Annotated in this window: 13 protein-coding genes; 6 read left to right on the plus strand and 7 right to left on the minus strand. The window is 71.0% G+C overall.

The features are described from left to right. Nucleotides 1–6 precede the first annotated feature (6 nt). Nucleotides 7–1,416 (plus strand): zinc-dependent metalloprotease, encoded by a 1,410-nt coding sequence (locus E2F48_RS16610; RefSeq protein WP_133405160.1) that lies wholly within the window; start codon nucleotides 7–9, stop codon nucleotides 1,414–1,416. Nucleotides 1,417–1,548: 132 nt separating this feature from the next. On the opposite strand, the gene E2F48_RS16615 is transcribed toward E2F48_RS16610, so the two are convergent. Genes E2F48_RS16615 through nudC form a run of 3 tightly spaced genes read right to left on the minus strand, consistent with a single transcriptional unit; the run spans nucleotide 1,549 to nucleotide 5,163 of the window. Next, a complete protein-coding gene (locus E2F48_RS16615) occupies nucleotides 1,549–2,112 on the minus strand; it encodes a M48 metallopeptidase family protein (RefSeq protein ID WP_133405064.1) in 564 nt (187 codons plus the stop codon). Next, a complete protein-coding gene (locus tag E2F48_RS16620) occupies nucleotides 2,105–4,207 on the minus strand; it encodes an ATP-dependent DNA helicase UvrD2 (RefSeq protein WP_133405065.1) in 2,103 nt (700 codons plus the stop codon). Before E2F48_RS16620 ends, E2F48_RS16615 begins: the two co-directional genes overlap by 8 nt. Further along, nucleotides 4,204–5,163 carry an NAD(+) diphosphatase gene (nudC, locus tag E2F48_RS16625; RefSeq protein WP_133405066.1) on the minus strand — a complete coding sequence of 320 codons (960 nt, stop codon included), beginning with the start codon at nucleotides 5,161–5,163 and terminating at the stop codon, nucleotides 4,204–4,206. Before nudC ends, E2F48_RS16620 begins: the two co-directional genes overlap by 4 nt. 157 nt (nucleotides 5,164–5,320) lie before the next feature. On the opposite strand from nudC, the gene E2F48_RS17770 reads away from it, so the two are divergent. Beyond that, entirely contained in the window at nucleotides 5,321–6,889 is a 1,569-nt protein-coding gene (locus tag E2F48_RS17770; RefSeq protein ID WP_165968803.1) for a phosphotransferase, read from the plus strand. Between the two features lie 96 nt (nucleotides 6,890–6,985). On the opposite strand, the gene E2F48_RS16635 is transcribed toward E2F48_RS17770, so the two are convergent. From E2F48_RS16635 to E2F48_RS16645, 3 genes are read right to left on the minus strand one after another with little or no spacing between them, the layout of a single operon-like run. Continuing rightward, a complete protein-coding gene (locus tag E2F48_RS16635) occupies nucleotides 6,986–10,378 on the minus strand; it encodes an ATP-dependent helicase (RefSeq protein WP_133405161.1) in 3,393 nt (1,130 codons plus the stop codon). Nucleotides 10,379–10,428: 50 nt separating this feature from the next. Then, nucleotides 10,429–13,746, minus strand: a complete 3,318-nt coding sequence (locus E2F48_RS16640) for an ATP-dependent helicase (protein WP_133405068.1) — start codon at nucleotides 13,744–13,746, stop codon at nucleotides 10,429–10,431. 30 nt (nucleotides 13,747–13,776) lie between these two features. Next, nucleotides 13,777–14,250, minus strand: a complete 474-nt coding sequence (locus tag E2F48_RS16645; RefSeq protein ID WP_246019216.1) for an MGMT family protein — start codon at nucleotides 14,248–14,250, stop codon at nucleotides 13,777–13,779. On the opposite strand from E2F48_RS16645, the gene E2F48_RS16650 reads away from it, so the two are divergent. The 4 genes from E2F48_RS16650 to E2F48_RS16665 all read left to right on the plus strand — a co-directional run bounded on the left by E2F48_RS16650 (nucleotide 14,249) and on the right by E2F48_RS16665 (nucleotide 17,964). After that, a complete protein-coding gene (locus E2F48_RS16650) occupies nucleotides 14,249–14,962 on the plus strand; it encodes a 3'-5' exonuclease (protein ID WP_133405069.1) in 714 nt (237 codons plus the stop codon). The genes E2F48_RS16645 and E2F48_RS16650 overlap by 2 nt on opposite strands. 251 nt (nucleotides 14,963–15,213) lie before the next feature. Next, nucleotides 15,214–16,221, plus strand: a complete 1,008-nt coding sequence (locus E2F48_RS16655) for a methionine ABC transporter ATP-binding protein (protein ID WP_133405070.1) — start codon at nucleotides 15,214–15,216, stop codon at nucleotides 16,219–16,221. Then, nucleotides 16,218–16,961 carry a methionine ABC transporter permease gene (locus tag E2F48_RS16660; RefSeq protein ID WP_133405071.1) on the plus strand — a complete coding sequence of 248 codons (744 nt, stop codon included), beginning with the start codon at nucleotides 16,218–16,220 and terminating at the stop codon, nucleotides 16,959–16,961. Before E2F48_RS16655 ends, E2F48_RS16660 begins: the two co-directional genes overlap by 4 nt. Nucleotides 16,962–17,121: 160 nt before the next feature. Beyond that, complete coding sequence (locus tag E2F48_RS16665; protein ID WP_133405072.1) at nucleotides 17,122–17,964, plus strand: MetQ/NlpA family ABC transporter substrate-binding protein; 843 nt, start codon at nucleotides 17,122–17,124, stop codon at nucleotides 17,962–17,964. 126 nt (nucleotides 17,965–18,090) lie between these two features. Here the strand turns inward: E2F48_RS16665 and hemL are convergent, their stop codons facing one another. Further along, on the minus strand, nucleotides 18,091–19,413 hold the full coding sequence (gene hemL, locus E2F48_RS16670) for a glutamate-1-semialdehyde 2,1-aminomutase (RefSeq protein WP_133405073.1): 1,323 nt from the start codon (nucleotides 19,411–19,413) through the stop codon (nucleotides 18,091–18,093). Between the last annotated feature and the right edge of the window lie 10 nt (nucleotides 19,414–19,423).

The following is a 19,423-nucleotide window of genomic DNA, read 5'->3' on the forward strand; positions in this document are numbered from 1 at the left end:
TCGGAAATGATCGCGAGGCTGCTCGGCGGCGACGCGGAGGGATTCGATCCCCGGGAGATCGCCAAGGCGGCCGGGCTGCCGTCGGACCCCCAGGCCATGGCGATGATGATGCAGCAGGTCCAGGCCATGTTCTCCGCCCCCAGCAGCGGTCCGGTGAACTGGCAGCTCGCGCACGAGCATGCCCGCCGGGTGGCCGCTTCGGACAACGACCCCTCGGTCACCTCCCTGCAGCGCCGTGCCGTCGATGAGGCCCTGCGCGTCGCCGAGATGTGGATCGACCCCTTCACCGCGTTCCCTCCCACCGGGCAGCTCGGCCGGGCCTGGTCGAAGGCCGAGTGGATCGAAGCGACGATGGGCACCTGGCGCCGGTTGACCGAGCCGGTGGCGGTGAGCATCGCCAAGGCGCTCTCGGACACGCTCTCGGAGCAGCTGCCCGATGAGATGAAATCGATCCTCGGCATGGCGGGCGGCGGCGCCTCGATGTTCCAGAACATGGGCGGGGCGATGTTCGGGATGCAGCTCGGCCAGGCCGTGGGCGCGCTCTCCAAGGAGGTGCTCGGCTCGACCGACATCGGCGTCCCCCTCGCCGACGGCCAGATGGCCCTGCTGCCCGCCAATGTGCGCTCCTTCGGTGAGGGCCTGGACATTCCCGAACAGGAGGTCACGCTCTTCCTGGCCGTCCGGGAGGCAGCGCATGTGCGCCTCTTCACGCAGGTGCCGTGGCTGGCAGGCCACCTCATGGGCACCATTGAGCGGTATGCCCGCGGGATCCACATCGACATGACCAAGATCGAGGACGCCGCCCGCGAGATCGACCCCACGAACCCGGAATCCATGCAGGCCGCCCTGTCCCAGGGCGTGTTCATGCCCGAACGGACGGCGGAGCAGGAGGCCGCGCTGTCCCGGCTCGAGACGGTGCTTGCCCTGGTCGAGGGGTGGGTCGACGAGATCACCGCCGCGGCCGCGGTCAACCTTCCCTCGGCGGCCGCGCTGCGCGAGACCGTGCGGCGGCGCCGGGCCAGCGGCGGCCCGGCCGAGCATGCCTTCGCCTCCCTGGTCGGGCTCGAACTGCGCCCGCGCCGGCTGCGGGACGCCGCCGCGCTGTGGGCCCACCTCACCGAGGAGCGCGGGCTCGAGGGCCGCGACGCGATCTGGGAGCACCCCGACCTGCTGCCCACCGCCGAGGACCTCGATGACCCGACGGGCTTCACCGCCCGCCGCCGGCTGATCGAATCCGCAGGGTCCGACGTCGACGCCGCACTGGAGCGTCTGCTCGCGGGCGGTTTCGAGACGCCGGACGCCCCGCAGGACGGGACCGACGGCGGGGACGGCACGCAGGACGGTCCCGACGGCGGGCCTGACCGCGGGGGCGCGCCCGGGTCCGAGGACCGCGGCCCGGACGGACGCACTCCATAACTACATAACGACGCACGCACCCGTTAACGACGAATGCACCGGTTATTGCCGGTGCATTTGTCGTTAAGTGCTGCCTTTGTCGCTAAGTGCTGCGTTTGTCGCTCGTGGTGTGCGGCGCGGGTGCGGGTGCTGCTAGCGGCCGCTCAGCCCGTGGTCGGCTGCGAAGGCCGCCCCGGCAAGGAAGGCCTTGGCCTTCTCGGTGTCCGGATAGGACTCAAGCAGGCGCCAGAAGACGCGGTTGTGGGAGGGCTCGATCAGGTGCGCCATCTCGTGGAGGATGACGTAGTCGACAACCCAGTCGGGCATGCCCCGGAGCTTGTGCGAGAGCCGGATGGACCGGTGCGCCGGGGTGGCCGAACCCCACCGGGAGTTCTGGTTGGTGACCCACCCGATGGTCCCGGGGACGCCCCTGCCTCCGAGGTAGCGCCCGGCAAGGTCCGCTGCGCGGTGTGCCAGGGCGCGGTCGGCGGCCGCGGGGTCGGCGGTCCCGGCACTCCGGCCCTGGAGCTTCGAGACCATCCGGGCCACCCATTCCTCCTCCTGCGCCCGGGTGAAGGAGGCGGGGATGGAGACGATCATGGTCCCGTTGCGCACGTCCGCGCTCACGGTGCGCCGCCGCCGCGCCGACCGGCGCACCTCGACCGGCATCGGCTCAGCCGCGGCGGAGCTGCCGTCGTGCGGTGCGGACTCAGTCATTCCGGCTGATGATGTCGATGACCGCTTCCCCGTAACGCTCGAGCTTGGCGGAGCCGACCCCGGCCAGCTCGCCGAGCTCCTCGAGGGTCTGCGGCTTGGCCTCGGCGATCGCGATCAGGGTGGCGTCGGTGAACACGACGAAGGCCGGGACGTCCTTGTCGCGTGCCTCCTCCAAGCGCCACCCCCGCAGCGCCTCGAACGTCTCCTCGCGGTAGGTGGCAGGGCAGTCGCCGCAGCGGCCCATCTTGCGTTCGGAGCCCGTGCCGAGCGCCTTCCCGCAGACGCGGCACACCGCAGGCGCGGCGGCCTTGCGGGCTTTGCGCGCCGTCGGCTGCCGGAACGGACGCCCGCCGGTCCCGGCCGGACGCAGGGCGTCGAGGAACCTCGAGGGCTTGCGGGTGGCCCGGCCCCCCGGCGAGCGGGAGATCGACCAGGACAGCGCGAGGTGGGCCCGTGCGCGGGTGATGCCCACGTAGAGGAGCCGGCGTTCCTCGTCGATTGCCTCCTGCGTGTCGGCGAAGGAGATCGGCATCAGCCCCTCGCTCAGGCCCACGAGGAACACCGCATCCCACTCCAGGCCCTTGGCGGAGTGGAGGGATGCGAGGGTGACGCCCTGAACGGTCGGGGCGTGCTGGGCGGCCGCCCGTTCCTCAAGCTCGGCGACGAACATCCGAAGAGAGAACGATTCGCGGGTCCGGGAGAGCTCGTCGGCCAGGCCCACGAGTGCGGCCAGGGATTCCCACTTTTCCCGCACGGCCCCGGAGGTCTGCGGGGCGGTGGAGGTGTATCCGAGGGAGGAAAGGACGTCGCGTACCTGCTGCGGGACGTCGTCTTCGCCTTCGGCGCGGGCCGCCGCCCGGAGCTGAAGCAGGGCGTCCCGAACCTCGCGGCGGGCGAAGAAGCGTTCTCCGCCGCGCAGCTGGTAGCCGATGCCGGCGCTGGCGAGCGCCTGCTCGTACGCTTCGGACTGCCCGTTGGTCCTGAAGAGAATGGCGATCTCGCTCGCCGGTACGCCCGAGGCCAGCAGCTCACCGATGCGCCGTGCCACCTCGGCGGCCTCGGCCTCGTCGTCGGTGCACTCGGTGAAGACCGGTTCGGGCCCTGCCGGGCGCTGCGCGACCAGTTCGAGCGGAGCCGACCAGGAGGTGGCCCCGGCCCGCCGGTCCACCTCGCTGCTGCGCGCGGCAAGGAGCGTGTTGGCCAGCCGGACGACCTGGGGGGTGGACCTGTAGTCCCGGACGAGCCGCACTACCTGGGCGCCCTCGTAGCGGCTGGTGAAGTTCAGCAGGTGCCTCGAGGTCGCACCGGTGAAGGAGTAGATGGTCTGGCTGGCATCACCGACCACGCACAGCTCCCGCCGGTCGCCCAGCCACAGATCGAGGAGGCGCTGCTGCAGGGGCGAGACGTCCTGGTACTCGTCGACGACGAAGTGCCGGTACTGGCTGCGGACGGTCGCGGCGACCTTCTCGTCCTCCTGCAGGATCCCGACGGTGGTCAGCAGGACGTCCTCGAAGTCGATCAGGTTCCGGTCGATCTTGAGGTCCTCGTAGGCCGAAAAGATCCGGGCGACGGTCGTGAGGTCCATGCCCGCGGGTTCCGCCCGACCGGCGGCGGCCGCGACGTAGCTGTCGGGCATCAGCATCGACACCTTGGCCCACTCGATCTCCGCGGCGACGTCCCGGATGGCCGCGCGGTCGGTGGACAGGCGCAGGCGCCGCGCGGCTTCGGCGATGAGCTGGGCCTTGTGGTCGACGAGCGCCGGCAGGGGCCCGCCGACCGCCGAGGGCCAGAAGTACTGGAGCTGCCTCAGCGCGGCGGCGTGAAAGGTGCGCGCCTGGACCCCGCCCGCTCCGAGGTCGCGCAGCCGGGTGCGCATTTCGGCGGCGGCCCGGGCGGTGAAGGTGACGGCGAGGACCTGCTGGGGCTTGTACACCCCGGTGTGGACTCCGTACGCGATGCGGTGCGTGATGGCGCGGGTCTTGCCCGTTCCGGCGCCGGCCAGGACGCACAGAGGGCCGGCCAGTGTCGTGGCCACAGCGCGCTGTTCGTTGTCGAGGCCCTCGAGGATGCGTTCTTCAAACGGCTGATCGCTCACGGAAGGCGGGCTCCGTCCGGATCGCCCTCGAGCGGTCCGCCGTACCAGCGCTCGATCAGGGCGCGGGCGATGGAGATCTCCCCCGCCACGGTGATCCGGCCGTCGCGGACCTCCTCGTGCAGTTCCCGGCGGGTGAACCACCTCAGGGTCTCGATTTCGACGCCGTCGGGCGTCAGGTCCGTTCCTGCCGCCACGGCCGTGTAGCCGAGCATGAGGGAGGCGGGGAACGGCCACGGCTGGGACCCGAGGTACTGCGGGGAATGCACGTCGACCCCGGACTCCTCGGCCACTTCGCGGATCACGGCCGACTCAAGTGACTCCCCGGGCTCCACGAAGCCGGCAAGGGTAGAGAACCGGTTGGCGGGCCAGGACACCGCCGAGCCGAGCAGGATCCGGTCCTCGGCGTCGATCACCGAGACGATGATGGCGGGGTCGGTGCGCGGATAATGAAGCGAATCGTCCACCGGGCAGCGGCGCACCCAGCCGCCGTCCTCGGGCACGGTGGGGCTGCCGCAGCGCGGACAGTGGGTGTGGGTGGCATGCCAGTGCCCCAGCGCCGCGGCCTCAACGAACAGGCCGACGTCGCGGGCGTCGAGGGAAGCGGCAACCTCGCGCAGCCCGAGCCAGTCCGCGCCGGGGGCGAGCGCTTCGTCGATGTCGTCGCGCATCACCAGCACCACGTGGGCGCCGGCGGCCCGCGCACCGGGCAGGATCCGGCCCAGATAGACCGGGTTCTCCGGGCGCGGCACCTCGTCCGTCCCGAACAGCCGCAGCGCACCGCCGGCCAGCGGGGTGCGCCCCTGGGCCAGGACCAGCACCTGCGTGTCGGAGGACTCCCACAGCCTGGCGAACAGGTCGGGGGTGAGCCGGAAATCCGCTCCGCGGTCGGCGTGGGAGCGGGAGAGCGGAAGGGAAACGAGCGGCGGCTGGAGGAGGGTGCGCAAGGGATCGCTCATCCTTCTACGGTACTGACTTGGTCCCCCAAAAGACATTTGAGGGCCGGAGCTGTGGAGGAGAAGCCGCGGAATTTCAAGGCATTCGACGACTCGCCGCCGCTGAATTGTCCCGAGGTGCACCGATGCGCCTACCGTTGACAGTGTGAAACGGACTCCCATGGAACTTGCTGCCATCGCCAGCGCCGCTGTGCCTGGGCTCGCACCCACCGGTGTTACCGGTGCCCCGGACGACAGCGCGGATTTCGACGCCGCCCTGCTCGTGGACGCCGCCGGCAAGCAGTGGAGGGTCCGTTCCCCCCGCCACCCGGAGGCCAGCATGCGCCTCGAAACGGAACTGCAGGCCCTGAGGGCCTTCACGCCGGCCGTCCGCGCCGAGCTTCCCTTCCTCATCCCGCACATCGCCGGGAGCGTCCGTCAGGGCAACCTGAGCACGTTCGTCTACTCCCATCTCGAGGGCAGCACCCGGGACCTCGAGACCCTCGCCGCCGGCGGGCGCGGCATGGCAGCCGAGATCGGGCGGTCGCTGGCGGCCATCCACGAACTGCCCAAGGCGCTCGTGCAGCAGGCGAACCTTCCTAGTTACGAGGCTAACGAGTTTCGGACACGCAAGCTCAACGAGCTTGACCAGGCGGCGACGACGGGCCGGATTCCTTCGGTCCTGCTGCGCCGGTGGGAGCACGCCCTTGAGGATGTGACCCTGTGGCGGTTCAGCCCCACGGTGGTCCACGGGGACCTGCACGAGGACCACCTCCTGATCTCGGGCAGCCGCATCTCGGCCGTCACCGGATGGACCGATCTGCGGATCGGTGACCCCGCCGACGATTTTGCCTGGCTTGCGGCGGTCGCCGATGCCTCCTTCGTGGATTCGGTTTATGCCGCCTACGCCAAGGCGCGCGGCGCGGCGGACCAGCACCTTGCCCGGCGGGCTGCGCTGGCCGCTGAGTTCGCCCTGGCCCAGTGGATGGTGCGCGGCCTGGCCATGGAGGACCCCCAGATGATCGCCGAGGCGCACGACATGATGGCCTCCCTCGAGGCCGATGTCGTGGCCTTCGACCTTGCCTCCCCGGGCGAGGGCGGACCCGCCGGAACCCCGGGGACGGCGGGCCCCGGAACCGCAGGTTCCGGAACCACGATGCTCAGCAGCACGACGGTGACCGCCACGACGGCGGGCTCCACGAAGCTGAACGGCACGGCGGCCGGTGGCGAACGTCCCGAGGCCACGCCCGGCACCGCCGGAGAACCGAAGCCGACAGTGGTGACCCCGACCGTAATGACCCCGGCAGTGATCGCCCCGACCATGATCGCCCCCGCGGTGCTTGCGCCGGTGGCGGTTCCGTCGACGGACCCGGCGCCGTCACCGGATCTCCCGGCCGCGGAGACCGGGCAGCAGGGGCAGGGACCCGCGGAGGATGCCTCGCGTCCCTCATCCAGCGAACCGACCGAGCCTGCCGCCGAGACTGCAGGGCAACCCCAGGAAATGCCTGCCGGGAAGGCAGCAGCCGACCGGTTGGGACCATCCGTCCCCGCGCCCTCGACCCTTCCCGCGGTCCAGCGGGCCGGCGGCCGGGCGGCTGCCGCCGGCCACGATATGCACGCCGACGGCACTAAGGAAACCCTCCCGGCGGTAACGCTGCTCCGCCCGGCGGGTACAGCGTCGACACCGGCCGGCGGGTCGACCGACCACCTAGCCACCACGGCGATGCCGATCATCTCCTCCCACCGCTAGGAGCCGCGCGCCGGGCCGGGACGGTTGGTCCGGCCTGCGCGCCGCCGTGCTGCATGTTCGGTCCGCGATGTCCGCCCCGGGCGCCCGGCAGCGGGCCTACCCGCCGAGCTCGACGGCGGCGGCGATGATCCGTTCGAGTTCTGTTTCCCCTGCGAGGTCGTGCGGGCGGATCAGGGCGTTGTCCGCCACGTAGAAGAAGGCCGCGCGGACCGATTCCAGCGGCACCTCCTTGAGTCGGGCCCAGGCGAGCCGGTAGAGGGCAAGCTGGACCGATTTGGCGGCCCGATTCGCCTCGCTGGGCGGCCGGCCGGTCTTCCAGTCGATGAGGTCCCACCCGCCGTCGGCGTCCCGGAACACCGCATCGATGCGCCCGCGCACGATGACTCCGCCGACCTTCGTCTCAATGGGCACCTCGATCCCGGCGGGGGTCCGTGCGGCCCAGGACGAGTTCCGGAAGATCTCGGCCATGTCGTCAAGGCCTAGTGCTTCGTCGACATGGGCGTCGGCTGCTCCCGGGTACTCCCCCAGGTCCAGCATGCCGCTGGTGCCGTAGAACTCCTCGATCCAGGCGTGGAAGGCCGTTCCCTTGCGGGCGGCGGACCCTGGCTGGCGCGGCACCGGCCGGCGCAGCTGCGCCAACACGGCGGCAGGGTCTTCGCCCAGTTCGACGAGCGTCGACGCCGAGATGTGGGCCGGCAGGGTCACCGGGAGTTTCTCCTCGTCCTGGGCGCGCCGGGCGAGGGCGAGCTCGACCTCCCGGCTCCACCGGCCCGCCGGTGGCGCCCATGCCTCCCGCGCGGCCGGCCCGGCGGCGGCGAAGGCCTGCGCCGCTCCCGCGACGGCACCGGCTGCCTCGCTCAGGGCCGGACGCCGGGGGCCGAGTGGATCGATGGGCCACGTTGCGCGCTGCGGTACGGCAGCGGCGGGGTTCTCGTCGCCCTCGTCCTCGGCGGCCAGCCAGTGCAGCACGGTGAAACCGTCCTCCCCCTGTTCGGCCAGCGTGAGCAGGTCGAACAGGTAACCCGAGGCGGGCGTGGGCCGCGTGCGTCCGCCGCCCCAGGCCGAGGAGGTGCAGACGAGGACGTGCTTGGCCCGGGTGAAGGCCACATAGGCGAGCCGGCGTTCCTCCCGTTCGGCATGGGCCCGCGCCTCCTCGGCATACCGCTTCTCGCTCTCCAGCCACTCCTTCGCATCGGGCTGATCCCAGTCCCACTGGGGCAGCTCGGGCGCGTCGCCGCGCAGGGTCCAGGGAATGGCCGAATCGCCGCTGCTCCACCGGGACGCCGTCCCGCTGGGGAAGGATCCCTCGTTCAGCCCTGGAACGAGAACCACATCCCATTCGAGGCCCTTGGAGGCGTGAACAGTGAGCAGCTGGACCGCCTCGCGGCTTGCCTCGAGCTGGGTGACCGGGAGCCCGTCCTCCTCGGCGTCGGCCGCCTCAAGCCACGCGAGGAACGCGGGAAGGTCGACCCTTTCGGCCGTTGAAGTGAACCCGGCGACGGCCTCGGAGAAGGCATCGAGGTTCCGGCGGGCGTCGTGGATGCCGACGCCGGGCTTGGCCGCCACCTCGATGTCGAGGAGGATGCTCCGCTCCACCTCGCCGATGATGGTGCCGAGGTCATCCCCCACGTAGTCGCGCAGCCGCCTCAGCTCATCTCGCAGACGTCCAAGCCGTTCCCTTCCCTCACTGGTCAGGCTGCGGCCGGCGCCGGACTCCCAGCCTTCGGGCGGGAGGTGATCAACGGCCTCGACCAGGCTGCCGCTCTCGGCCGCGTCCGGGGCGATGACGGCGTCGTCGTCCCCCTGCGCTTCGCCGGTACGCGCCGAACGTCCGACCGCCGCTTCCCGCGCCCGGGCCAGCTGGCGGGACCAGTCGCCGAGCGCCATGAGGTCCGCGGGCCCGATGCGCCAGCGGGCGCCGGCCAGGAGCCGGAGCATCGAGTCGGAGCGGTCCGGGTCGCCAAGGACCCGCAGCACGGCGAGCATCTCCACGATCTCGGGGGTGCGCAGCAGCCCGCCGAGGCCGACGATCTGCACCGGGATACCATTGCGCTCAAGCTCACGGCGGATCGGCTCGAACTGTTTCCGGCCACGGCACAGCACGGCGATGGTCGGGCGCAGGCGGTCGCCCGAGTCGTCGCGCTCAAAGGTGCGCCGGGAGTGGAACATTACCTCGGCCGCCACGGCCTCGGCCTCGGTGACCGGCCGGGGCACGCCTGGACCGGCCGGCCCGGCTGCCTCCGCCTGCTGCACACCGGCCGGGGCATCCGCGAGGAACCGTCCGATCCTCACCTCCCCCAGCGGTGCACCGGGCCGGGGGCTCAGGCCTGGGACCGTCAGCGACGGGGCAGAACGGAGCCAGGGGGCGGGCACGTTGAGCGCGGCGGAGACGGTGTTGGCGGCGGCCAGGATTGCCGTCGAGTTCCGCCAGGCGACCGAGAGGTTCGAGACCGGCGACGGCGCCAGGGACCCGCCCGGCGCCCCGACTGGAAAGGCCGTGCGGAAGGTTCCAAGCTGGCCCGCAGAGGCTCCCCGGAAACCGTAGATTGACTGGTGCGGATCACCGACGGCCGTCACGGCCCTGCCGTCGGCGAAAAGGCGGGAGAACAGGACCATCTGGGCGTGGGAGGTGTCCTGGAACTCATCGAGCAGGACAACCTCATACTTCTGCCGTTCCATCGCGGTCGCCTCGGGAATCTCCTGGGCGATCCGGGCCGCGAGGGCCACCAGATCGCCGAAGTCGAGTTGCCGCCGGGCCAGCTTCGCCGCCGCATACTGGTCGACCAGTTCGGTGACGCTCACCCGTGTGCGCAGCTTGTCCAGCAGGTTCGCGACCGCCTGGGTCGGTTTGCGCGCCGAAGTCAGCGAATACTGAAGGCCTTCAACAGCCTCGATGTGCTCCCGCAGGGCGGCCCGCACCACCGAGGGGGACGTGAGGTGTTCGGCGCATTCCCCGGCCATGCCCAGCACGGCGCTCACGAGGGTCGACTTGGCGGCGGTGAAGTGGCTCCACTCCCCGCTGTACGCCTCGACGACCGATACCGCCAGCTGCCATGCCTGCGCGGTTCCGAGCATCACCGAATCGCGTTCCACCCCGATGCGGAGCCCGTAGTCCTGGACGATTCCGTTGGCGAAGGAATGGTAGGTCGACACCGTTGGGTCGAGCCGGTCCTGCCCCGGGGCATCCTCGCCGTCGAGGGCGCGGTACAGGGCCGCCAGGCGCTGCCGGATCCGGGTGCCGAGCTCGCCGGCGGCCTTGCGGGTGAAGGTCACCCCGAGGATCTGCTCCGGGCGGACCAGTTCGTTGGCGACGAGCCACACCACCCGGTCCGCCATGGTCTTGGTCTTGCCCGAGCCGGCTCCGGCGACCACCAGCAGCGGCTCCAGCGGCGCCTCAATGACGCGCGCCTGGTCGGCGGTGGGGTACTGAACCGGCGAGGCCGGGTCGGTGTGGAGCAGCTCGGCCAGCGCCCGGGCCGAAAAGCGCATGCAGGCAGCCCCGGTGGGCCGGGCGGCGGGCCGGTCCGAAACGTCCCGGGTCACTCGGTTACCTGCTTTCCCTCGGCGCACAGCGGGCAGATCTCCGGAAGCCGGCACCCGCTGCCGCCGAACCCGGACCGGCCCGGGTCGTGCACCGAATCGAACTCGGCGGCGGCCATCAGCAGCGCCGCCTGGCCGATCATGTCCTTCGCCCAGGTGTCCCCGGGTTCGAGGGGAGCCTGTTCCTGCACCGAGGCGCCCTTCGCCGTCGTCCCGAGCTGCACCAACGCGGCACCGCCCGGGGTGTCCGACCCGGCGGCCTCGAGCAGGCCGCCTTCACCCACGGCCGCCTGGTAGGCGGCGAGCTGGGGGTGCTGTCCGAGCTCGGCCTTGGCCGGCGCGGACTTTCCAGTCTTCAGGTCCACCACCACGAGGCGGCCGGCGGGGTCGATTTCGAGCCTGTCGATCTGGCCCTTGAGCCGCGCCGTGCGCTCGGCGTCACCGGCCGGCACCGGAATGTCGACGGTGAAGTCGACCTCGGTCGCGACGAGGGACCTGCCGGCCTGGCGGGCGTCGACAATGTAGGCGGCGAGCTTGCGCACCATGGTTTCGGCCCGCCGGTAGTCGAGTTTGCCCTCCCAGTTTTCCTTCATGCCCAGAGCGGGCCAGCGGCGCTGCAGTTCCGCGACGTACTCCCCGCCGCTGGCGTGCGGGAGGTCCTGGGCGATCTGGTGCACCAGGGTCCCAAGCGAGCGGGCGAAGTCGGTGGCCAGTTCCCCGCCGGCGGCCGAGACGAACCAGTTCAGCGGGGAGCGGAGGACCGATTCGACCTTGGAGGGCGACACCGGGATGGCCGCGTCGGGCGGGACCACCGGGCCGTCGGAACTCAGCGGCAGCAGACCCCACCACTGGGAGGGGTGGGCCCCGGGCACCGGCGGTGAGACCCCGGCCATGCGGCCCAGGTGCAGGGCGGCTTCCGCGGCCAGGGCCGGGCTCCGTGCCGGTTCCTGGACGAACTTGCGCAGTTCGGCCACCAGGGCCCGCAGCGTGAGGGGACGCTGCACCTCGGTGCGGGTCCGCTCGTCCACTCCCGGAGGCAGCGGGTCGACGAGGTCGAGGAACTGCGAGGGCTGCTCGTCCGGGGAGGACACCCCGATGCACAGCAGCTGCTCCGTGGCGCGCGAGACGGCCGTGGAGAAGGTCCTCAGCTCATCGAAGCGGATGTCCTGAAGCAGGCTCAGCGGGTCCCGGTGCTGGCGGAAGGAGGCTCCGTGATCGAGCAGGGCCCGCAGCTCGCCCGATCCGAGCAGTTCCCCGCGCAGCCTCAGGTTGGGCCACACCCCCTCCTGAAGGCCGGCGACGATCACCATGGGCCAGTGCCGCCCGGCGGCGCTGGCCGGGGTCAGGACCGAAACCGACGCCCTCCGGTGAGCCCGGGGGGCGAGGGTGTCCATCGGAAGTTCCTGGCTCAGGAGATATTCGAGGAAGAGCCCCGCAGGGGCCCCGGGCATCTGGTCGACGAACCGCTCGGCGGCCTGGAACAGGGCAAGGACGGCGTCAAGGTCGCGGTCGGCCCGGGCGGAGGACGGGCCTTCGGCAACCGCCGCGGCGGACCAGGTGGTTGAGAGGCCCGAGGCCGACCACAGGGCCCACACCACCGACTCCGGATCGCCGGCCGCGGCGAGCGCGTCCCGGCCCGCCTCGATCATCCGGGCGATGCGCTGCACCGGGCGTGCTTCCCGCGGCAGGGTGCCCGCCGGCACGGGTGCCGACAGCAGTTCAACGAGGAGCTCATCGCTGGTGCGCCCGCCGCCCTCGGTGAGCTCCTCACGGCGCAGCACCTGTCGCAGGCGCCTCAGCTCAAGCGGGCTGGCGCCGCCGATGCGTGAGGTGAGCAGCGAAACGCACAGCTCGGGGGTGATCTCGGTGGCACCCACGACCACCGAAAAGATGTCAAGGAGGGGCCGGACGGCCGGTTCATCGCGGATCGCCGTCTCGGCGGCCGGCACATTGACCGCGAGCCCCTGGGCGGTCAGGAACCGCTGGACCGCCTGGACCTGTCCGCCGTTGCGCACGATCACGGCGATGTCATCGAAGCTGCGGCCGTCGTAAAGGTGCGCCTCGAGGATCCGCTGGGTGAGGTAGCGCTGTTCGTGGAACACGGAGTCGACGAGGTGGACCTCCACTCCCGGGGTTCCGCCGGCCGGGGCGGGTCCGGCGTCCGACAGGGTGGGACCGTGGGTGGGACCGGGCCCTGCAGCGGGGCCCTGTCCGGTCTGTTCCGGTGCCGGCCGCCCCGCCAGCTGGCGGTAGGCGCTGCCGGCGCCGGCCGTGGCGATGCGGGAGGCGACGTTCCGCCACGCCCCCAAAAGGTGCTCGTGCAGGGTGAAGGAGGTGGGAAGCACAACGGTGCGCAGGCCCTGGCCGGCGTCGAGCAGCTCCTCGAGCCGCCCGGTAAGTTCTGGGCGGGCTCCGCGGAAGCCCTGGACGGCGGTGTCGGGGCAGGAGGTGATGACCGCCTCGCTGCCCTGGGCCAGGAGCCCCAGCAGGGCATGGATGGCCGGGTTTGCCTCCTGATAGTCGTCGACGAGGATCAGTTTCAACCGCGCCCGTTCCTCGTCGAGGAACTCCGGATCCTGCTCCAGCAGCTGGCGTGCCCCGGTGAGGATGCCGGCCGGGTCGAACGCCTCGGGCATCCTCAGGTCGAGGACGTCGCGGTACTCCTGGTAGAGGGCGGCGGCCGCGCTCCAGTCCGGCCGGTCGAAGCGCAGGCCCCATGCGTGGAGTTCCTCGGCGGAAGCTCCGTACTCGCTGACCCGGTCGAAGAGCTCGCGGATTTCCTGCCGGAAGCCCCGCGTGCCCAGGGCCAGGGCCAGGCTGGCCGGCCAGGCTGGGGCCGGAGCGCCCTCGCCGCCGTGGCCCGCGAGGAGCTCCTTGATGATGAGGTCCTGCTCGGCGCCCGAGAGCAGCCGGGGAGGCCGGCTCAGGTGGGGCATCCGACCCTCGATCTTGGCGCGGCGGATCAGGTCGAAGGCGTAGGAGCCCCAGGTGCGGGCCGGGGCAGTGCTGAGGCTGCGGTCGAGGCTGCTCGTGAGCTGATCGCGCAACCGTGCCGCTGCCGCGCGGGTGGGCGCCAGGAGCAGGAGCCCCGAGGGCTCAAGCAGGCCCGAGTTGATGCGGTGGACCGCCAGGTCGACGAGCAGCCTCGACTTCCCCGCCCCCGGACCGCCGAGCACGAGCGTCCCCCCGGGGGCCGGCGGAGCGTTCACCACCGACGCGGCGTCCGCAAATCCGCGCGGGCGGCCGGAAGCCCCCGGGTCGGGGAACGCACCAGAGGTGTCGGCGTCGGTCCCGGGGCCGGAAAGGGTGGTGGTCATTCCTTAAGCCCATCACGAGGTACCGACAATTCAGGCGAGGGTTGGCGCTGTGTCGGTCTCGGACGGCCCGCGCAGCCGCTCCCGGATCCGCGTCAGCTCCCCCAGTTCCTCCGCAGAGGGCGCCCACCGGGCGGAGCGAAGGTCGACGGCGTAGTCGCCGTCCTGTCCCCGGCCGCTTCCGGAAGCCCGCAGCGGAGTGCCCTCGGCAGCGTAGTGGGGGTGGGCCTCCCCTGCGAGCCCGCGGGGAGGCAAGCCGCCCGCCCGGATCACCCGCCACCATGGCGCAGCCGATCCGCTTCGGCTCATCGCCGCTCCGACCTGCCGCGGCCCGCCGCATTCGAGCAGCTCGGCGATATCCCCATAGGTCAGCACGAAGGCCGGCGGGATGAGCCGGGCCACGTCAAGCACCGACTCCTGGTAGTCGGCAGCGCTCCTCATGGTTTCCAGCGTAGCCGGAGCGTCGCCGCCGGAAACGTCGGCGGGTGCCGTTAGCGTGGAATCCATGACCACCTGGAACTCCCTCCCCCGGGCAGGGTTCGACCTCGAAACCACCGGGCGCGATCCGTTGGACGCCCGTATCGTCACGGCCTCCATCCTTGTCGTGGACGGCGGGGGATCCATCGTTGAGCAGCATGAGTGGCTTGCGGATCCGGCCGTGGACATTCCGGAGGAAGCAGCGGCGATCCACGGCATCAGCACCGCCTACGCGCGGGCCCACGGCCAGCCGGCCGGCACCGTGGTGGCGGAGGTGGCAGCGGTGCTGCGGCGGCTGTTCTCCTCCGGCGTGCCCGTGCTGGCGTTCAATGCCCGGTACGACTTCACGGTCCTGGCCCGCGAGAGCGCCCGGTACGGCATTGACGCGCCCACGCCGTCGCCGGTGCTTGACCCGTATGTGATGGACAAGCAGGTCGACCGCTACCGGCGGGGCAAGCGGACCCTGACGGCCCTGTGCGGGCACTTCGGCATCGAGTTCGAAAACGCCCACACCTCCGCCGCGGACGTGCTGGCCACCCTGCGCGTCGCCGAATGTCTCGCGGCCCGCCATCCGAGCCTCGCCCGCCCCGCCGGAGACCTGCACGAGGCGCAGGTGGTGTGGGCCGACCGTCAGGCCGCGAGCCTCGAGGAGTACCTGCGGCGCGCCGATCCGGAAGTGGTGGTGGAGCGCGCCTGGCCCGTGATTCCCGCCCCGGCGGAGGAGAACCTCCTCGTCGGCTGAGCCGGCCCCGGGCACTGAACGGCCCGGACAGAGTTCCGGGAGCACCCGAAAGAGGTTGCGGAAGGGCCCCGGAGTGGCCGGAGCAGGGCCCGCGCAGAGGCGGGCTCCAACTTTTTTACGGTGCATGACGCGCACCGGTGTGATCCCGCACACACAATTTCGCCGGCCCTTTGGTCCATGCGACCATCGAAGAGCTATCTAAGTGCCGCAGCGCCGCGCCGAATCCATTTCCAGCCAAGCCATGAGGACCCATGATTACGGTTACTGAGCTGCGCAAGTCCTACCGCCAGGGCGGCCGCACCATCGACGCCCTCGACGGCGTCAGCCTCGAGGTTCCGCGCGGAACGATTCACGGCGTCATCGGCCATTCCGGAGCCGGCAAGTCGACACTGGTCCGCTGCCTGACCCTGCTCGACCGCCCCACCTCCGGCTCGGTCTCCATCGACGGCCGGGACCTCACCTCCGTCAAGGACTCCGAGGTGCGTTCGGCGCGCCGCCGGATCGGCATGGTCTTCCAGCACGCCAACCTCCTTGACTCGCGCACCGCCGCGGGCAACGTCGCCCTGCCCCTGGAACTCGTGAGGCTCCCCAAGAGCGAAAAAGACGCGAAGGTCGCCCGCCTCCTTGGCCTTGTGGGCCTTGCGGAATTCGCGGACGCCTACCCTTCCCAGCTCTCCGGCGGCCAGCGGCAGCGGGTGGGCATTGCAAGGGCCCTCGCCGCGGATCCGACGGTGCTGCTGTGCGACGAGCCGACCTCGGCGCTCGACCCGGCCACGACCAATGAGATCCTCGACCTGATCCGTGAGCTGGCGGACACCCTCGGCCTGACCGTCCTGATCATCACCCACGAGATGAACGTCGTGAAGCGGATCTGCGACTCCGTCTCGCTGCTGGAGAAGGGCCGCGTTGTCGAACAGGGCCCCCTGCGCGAGGTGGCCGGTTCCCTCAACGGACGGCTGGTCCAGGCGCTGCTGCCGCTGCCGCCCCATAACTCGTCCGGCACCGGCCCTGTCCTCGACCTGCTCACGGCGGGCGGCTCCGGCTCGGGCCCGGTGCTCTCCGAACTCGCCCGCCGCTTCTCCCTCGACGTGACCCTCCTTGCCGGAAGCGTGGAAACCCTCGCCGGCGAGCAGTTCTCGAGGATGCGCGTGGGGCTGGCCCCGGCCTCGGAGGACACCGCTCCGGCCGAGCCCCTTGAATTGAACGAGGTTGTGTCCCATCTTCGGGCCCGCGGCGTCACAGTGGAGGTAGCGGCATGAATTTCCTTGAGGAGATCGCAAACAATCCCGGGCTGACCGAGGCGCTGCCCAAGGAGTTCGGCGCAACGCTCCAGATGATCAGCATCTCCGGTTTCTTCACGGTGCTCATCGGACTACCCCTCGGGGTGTTCCTCATCGCGAGTGCGCCGGGCGGGCTCCGCCCCATGCCGGTCACTCAGCGCATCCTCTCGGATGTCGTGGTGAACATCACGCGCTCGGTCCCGTTCGCGATCCTGATGGTCTCCCTCATCCCGCTGGCGCGCCTGATCACCGGCACCTCCATCGGCCCGGTCGCGGCCTCGGTGTCGCTGAGCATCGGCAGCATTCCATTCTTCGCCCGGATCGTCGAGACGAGCCTGCGCGACGTCGCCGCCGGCAAGATCGACGCGGCGCTCGTGATGGGATCCACCCGCATGCAAGTGATCCGCAAGGTGCTCCTCCCCGAAGCCCTGCCCGGGCTCATCGCCGGTTTCACCTCCACCCTCGTCGCCCTCGTCGGATACTCGGCGATGGCCGGCATCATCGGCGGCGGGGGCCTGGGCCGGCTCGCCTACAACTACGGGCTCCAGCGCTTCGACACCACCGTGATGGTGGTGATCATCGTGATCATCGTCGCGATCGTCCAGCTGATCCAGCTGGCCGGGGACCGGGCGATGGCCCGGGTGGACCACCGCAACGCCGCCACTGCGGGGGCGGGACGGCGCCGCCGGCGCGTCCCCGCCGTCGAGGTCTCCGCCTAGGCGGATCCCGCACTCCACCGGGTTTCGACCTCCGAGGGTCGACCGATGCAGGTTTCCGCATGCCGGACCACCATCCGGCCGCTGCGGTTCGGCAGCCAGTAGCCGCTAGCTGCCCCGTTTCCGGCCCTTGGGCGCCGGACCTCCGAAAGGAAACGCACCCGTGCGTAAACTGCTCTCCCTTGCCGCCACCGGCCTCGCAGCCACCCTCACGCTCTCCGCCTGCGGCGCCTCCGCTGCCGAAAGCGAAACCGTCGAATCCCTGGATCCGGCGAACCCTGTCACCGTGACCGTCGGGGCCAGCCCGCTGCCCCACGCCCGCATCCTCGAATTCGTCGACGAGAACCTCGCCGAGGAAAGCGGCATCGACCTCGAGATCGTCGAGTTCGACGACTACACCACCCCGAACATCGCCCTGAAGGACGGCGACCTTGACGCCAACTACTTCCAGCACCTTCCCTACTTCGAGCAGCAGGTGGAGGGCCAGGGGTACGAGTTCTCCCACGGGGAGGGCGTCCACATCGAGCCGTACGCCGCCTTCTCGGAGAAGCACGACGACGTCTCGAAGCTTCCCGAGGGCGCCCGGATCGCCATCACCAACGACCCCTCGAACCAGGCCCGTGCGCTGACCCTGCTGCAGGAGGCCGGGCTGCTGACAGGCATCGAGGAGGACGCCTCGGTCCTCGCGCTCACCGAGGCGCAGAACCCGAACGGCTACGAGTTCGTCGAGAACCAGCCGGAGCTGCTGCTCAACGACGTCAAGGACCCGTCGGTGGACCTGGCGATCATCAACGGCAACTACATCCTCGACGCCGGGCTTAACACCGAGGACGCCCTGATCGTGGAGTCGACGGAGGAGAACCCGTACGCGAACTTCCTGGCCTGGAACACCTCTTCCGAGGGGGACGCCCGGATCGAGAAGCTCGACGAGCTGCTCCACTCCGACGAGGTCCGTGCCTTCATCGAGGAGCAGTGGCCCAGCGGAGACGTCACCCCCGCGTTCTAGGACGTACTCTTCCGCATAGACAGCCACTGCTTATACATCCACTGCTTCAACATCCACTGCGCAGTAAGGCCGGACCCCGCGGGGTTTATCCGGTACTTACTGCGCAGTGGATGCGTTTAAGCGTCCCTAGGCCGGCTGTGCGGCCGCCGCGGCCTTGGCCGCCGCCGGCAGCGCCGCGAAGATCTCCTCCATGGCGGCGTCGTCGTGCGCCGCGGAGAGGAACCACGCCTCGAACACCGACGGCGGCAGGTACACCCCGGAGTCGAGCATCGAGTGGAAGAACGGCCCGTAGCGGAAGGCCTCCTGGGCCTGGGCGTCGGCGTAGTTGCTCACGCCCCGCTCGGCGGTGCCGAAAGCGACGCTGAAGAGGTTCCCGGCGCGCTGGATCGAGTGGTCCACCCCGGCACGGTTCAGCTCCTCCGAGAGCGCGGTGGAAAGTTCAAGGGACCGGGCGTCGACGTGCCGGTAGACGTCGTCGGTCGCGGCCGTCAGCGTGGCGACGCCGGCGGCCATGGCCAGCGGGTTCCCCGAAAGCGTCCCGGCCTGGTAGACCGGCCCGATCGGCGCCAGGTGGTTCATCACGTCGGCGCGGCCACCCAGGGCCGCCGCGGGGATGCCGCCGCCGATCACCTTGCCGAAGGTCAGCAGGTCCGGCGTCCACGGCTCGGCGGCGTCGGGCGCTCCGCCCGTCAATTTCCAGTACCCGCCGGGGTGGGTCCGGAACCCGGTCATCACCTCGTCGACGATGAACAGGGCGCCGTGTTCGGTGGTGATGCGGGACAGGAAAGCGTTGAACCCCGCACCCGGGGTCACCACGCCCATGTTCGCCGGCGCCGCCTCGGTGATCACGGCGGCGATGCGCTCCCCGTGTTCGCGGAACGCCTCCTCGACGGCGGCGGTGTCGTTGTAGGGAAGCACCAGGGTCTCGGCGGTCGTCGCCTCCGTCACCCCGGCCGAGCCGGGCAGCGCGAGGGTGGCCACCCCGGAACCGGCCGCGGCGAGCAGGCTGTCGACATGGCCGTGGTAGCAGCCGGCGAACTTGACGATCAGGCTGCGGCCGGTGAAGCCACGGGCCAGGCGCACCGCCGTCATGGTGGCCTCGGTGCCGGTGGAGACCATGCGCAGCAGCTCGACCGCGGGGACGCGCTCCTTCACGAGCTCGGCGAGGTCGGCCTCGGCCGGGGTGGAGGCCCCGAAGGTGAGCCCGTGGTCGACGGCGCGGTGCACGGCCTCGATCACCGCGGGGTGGGAGTGTCCGAGCAGCGCCGGGCCCCAGGAGCCGACGAGGTCGACGTAGGTCTTTCCGTCGGCGTCGGTGACGCGGGCGCCGTGGGCGTCGACGAGGAAGCGGGGGGTCCCGCCGACCGAGCCGAAGGCCCGCACGGGCGAGTTGACGCCGCCGGGCATGAGGGCACGGGCGCGGTCGTACAGTTCTTCGGAGGTGCTCATTGTCTCTTCC

The sequence above is a fragment of the Arthrobacter crusticola genome, from assembly GCF_004357995.1.
GTDB lineage: Bacteria > Actinomycetota > Actinomycetes > Actinomycetales > Micrococcaceae > Arthrobacter_D > Arthrobacter_D crusticola.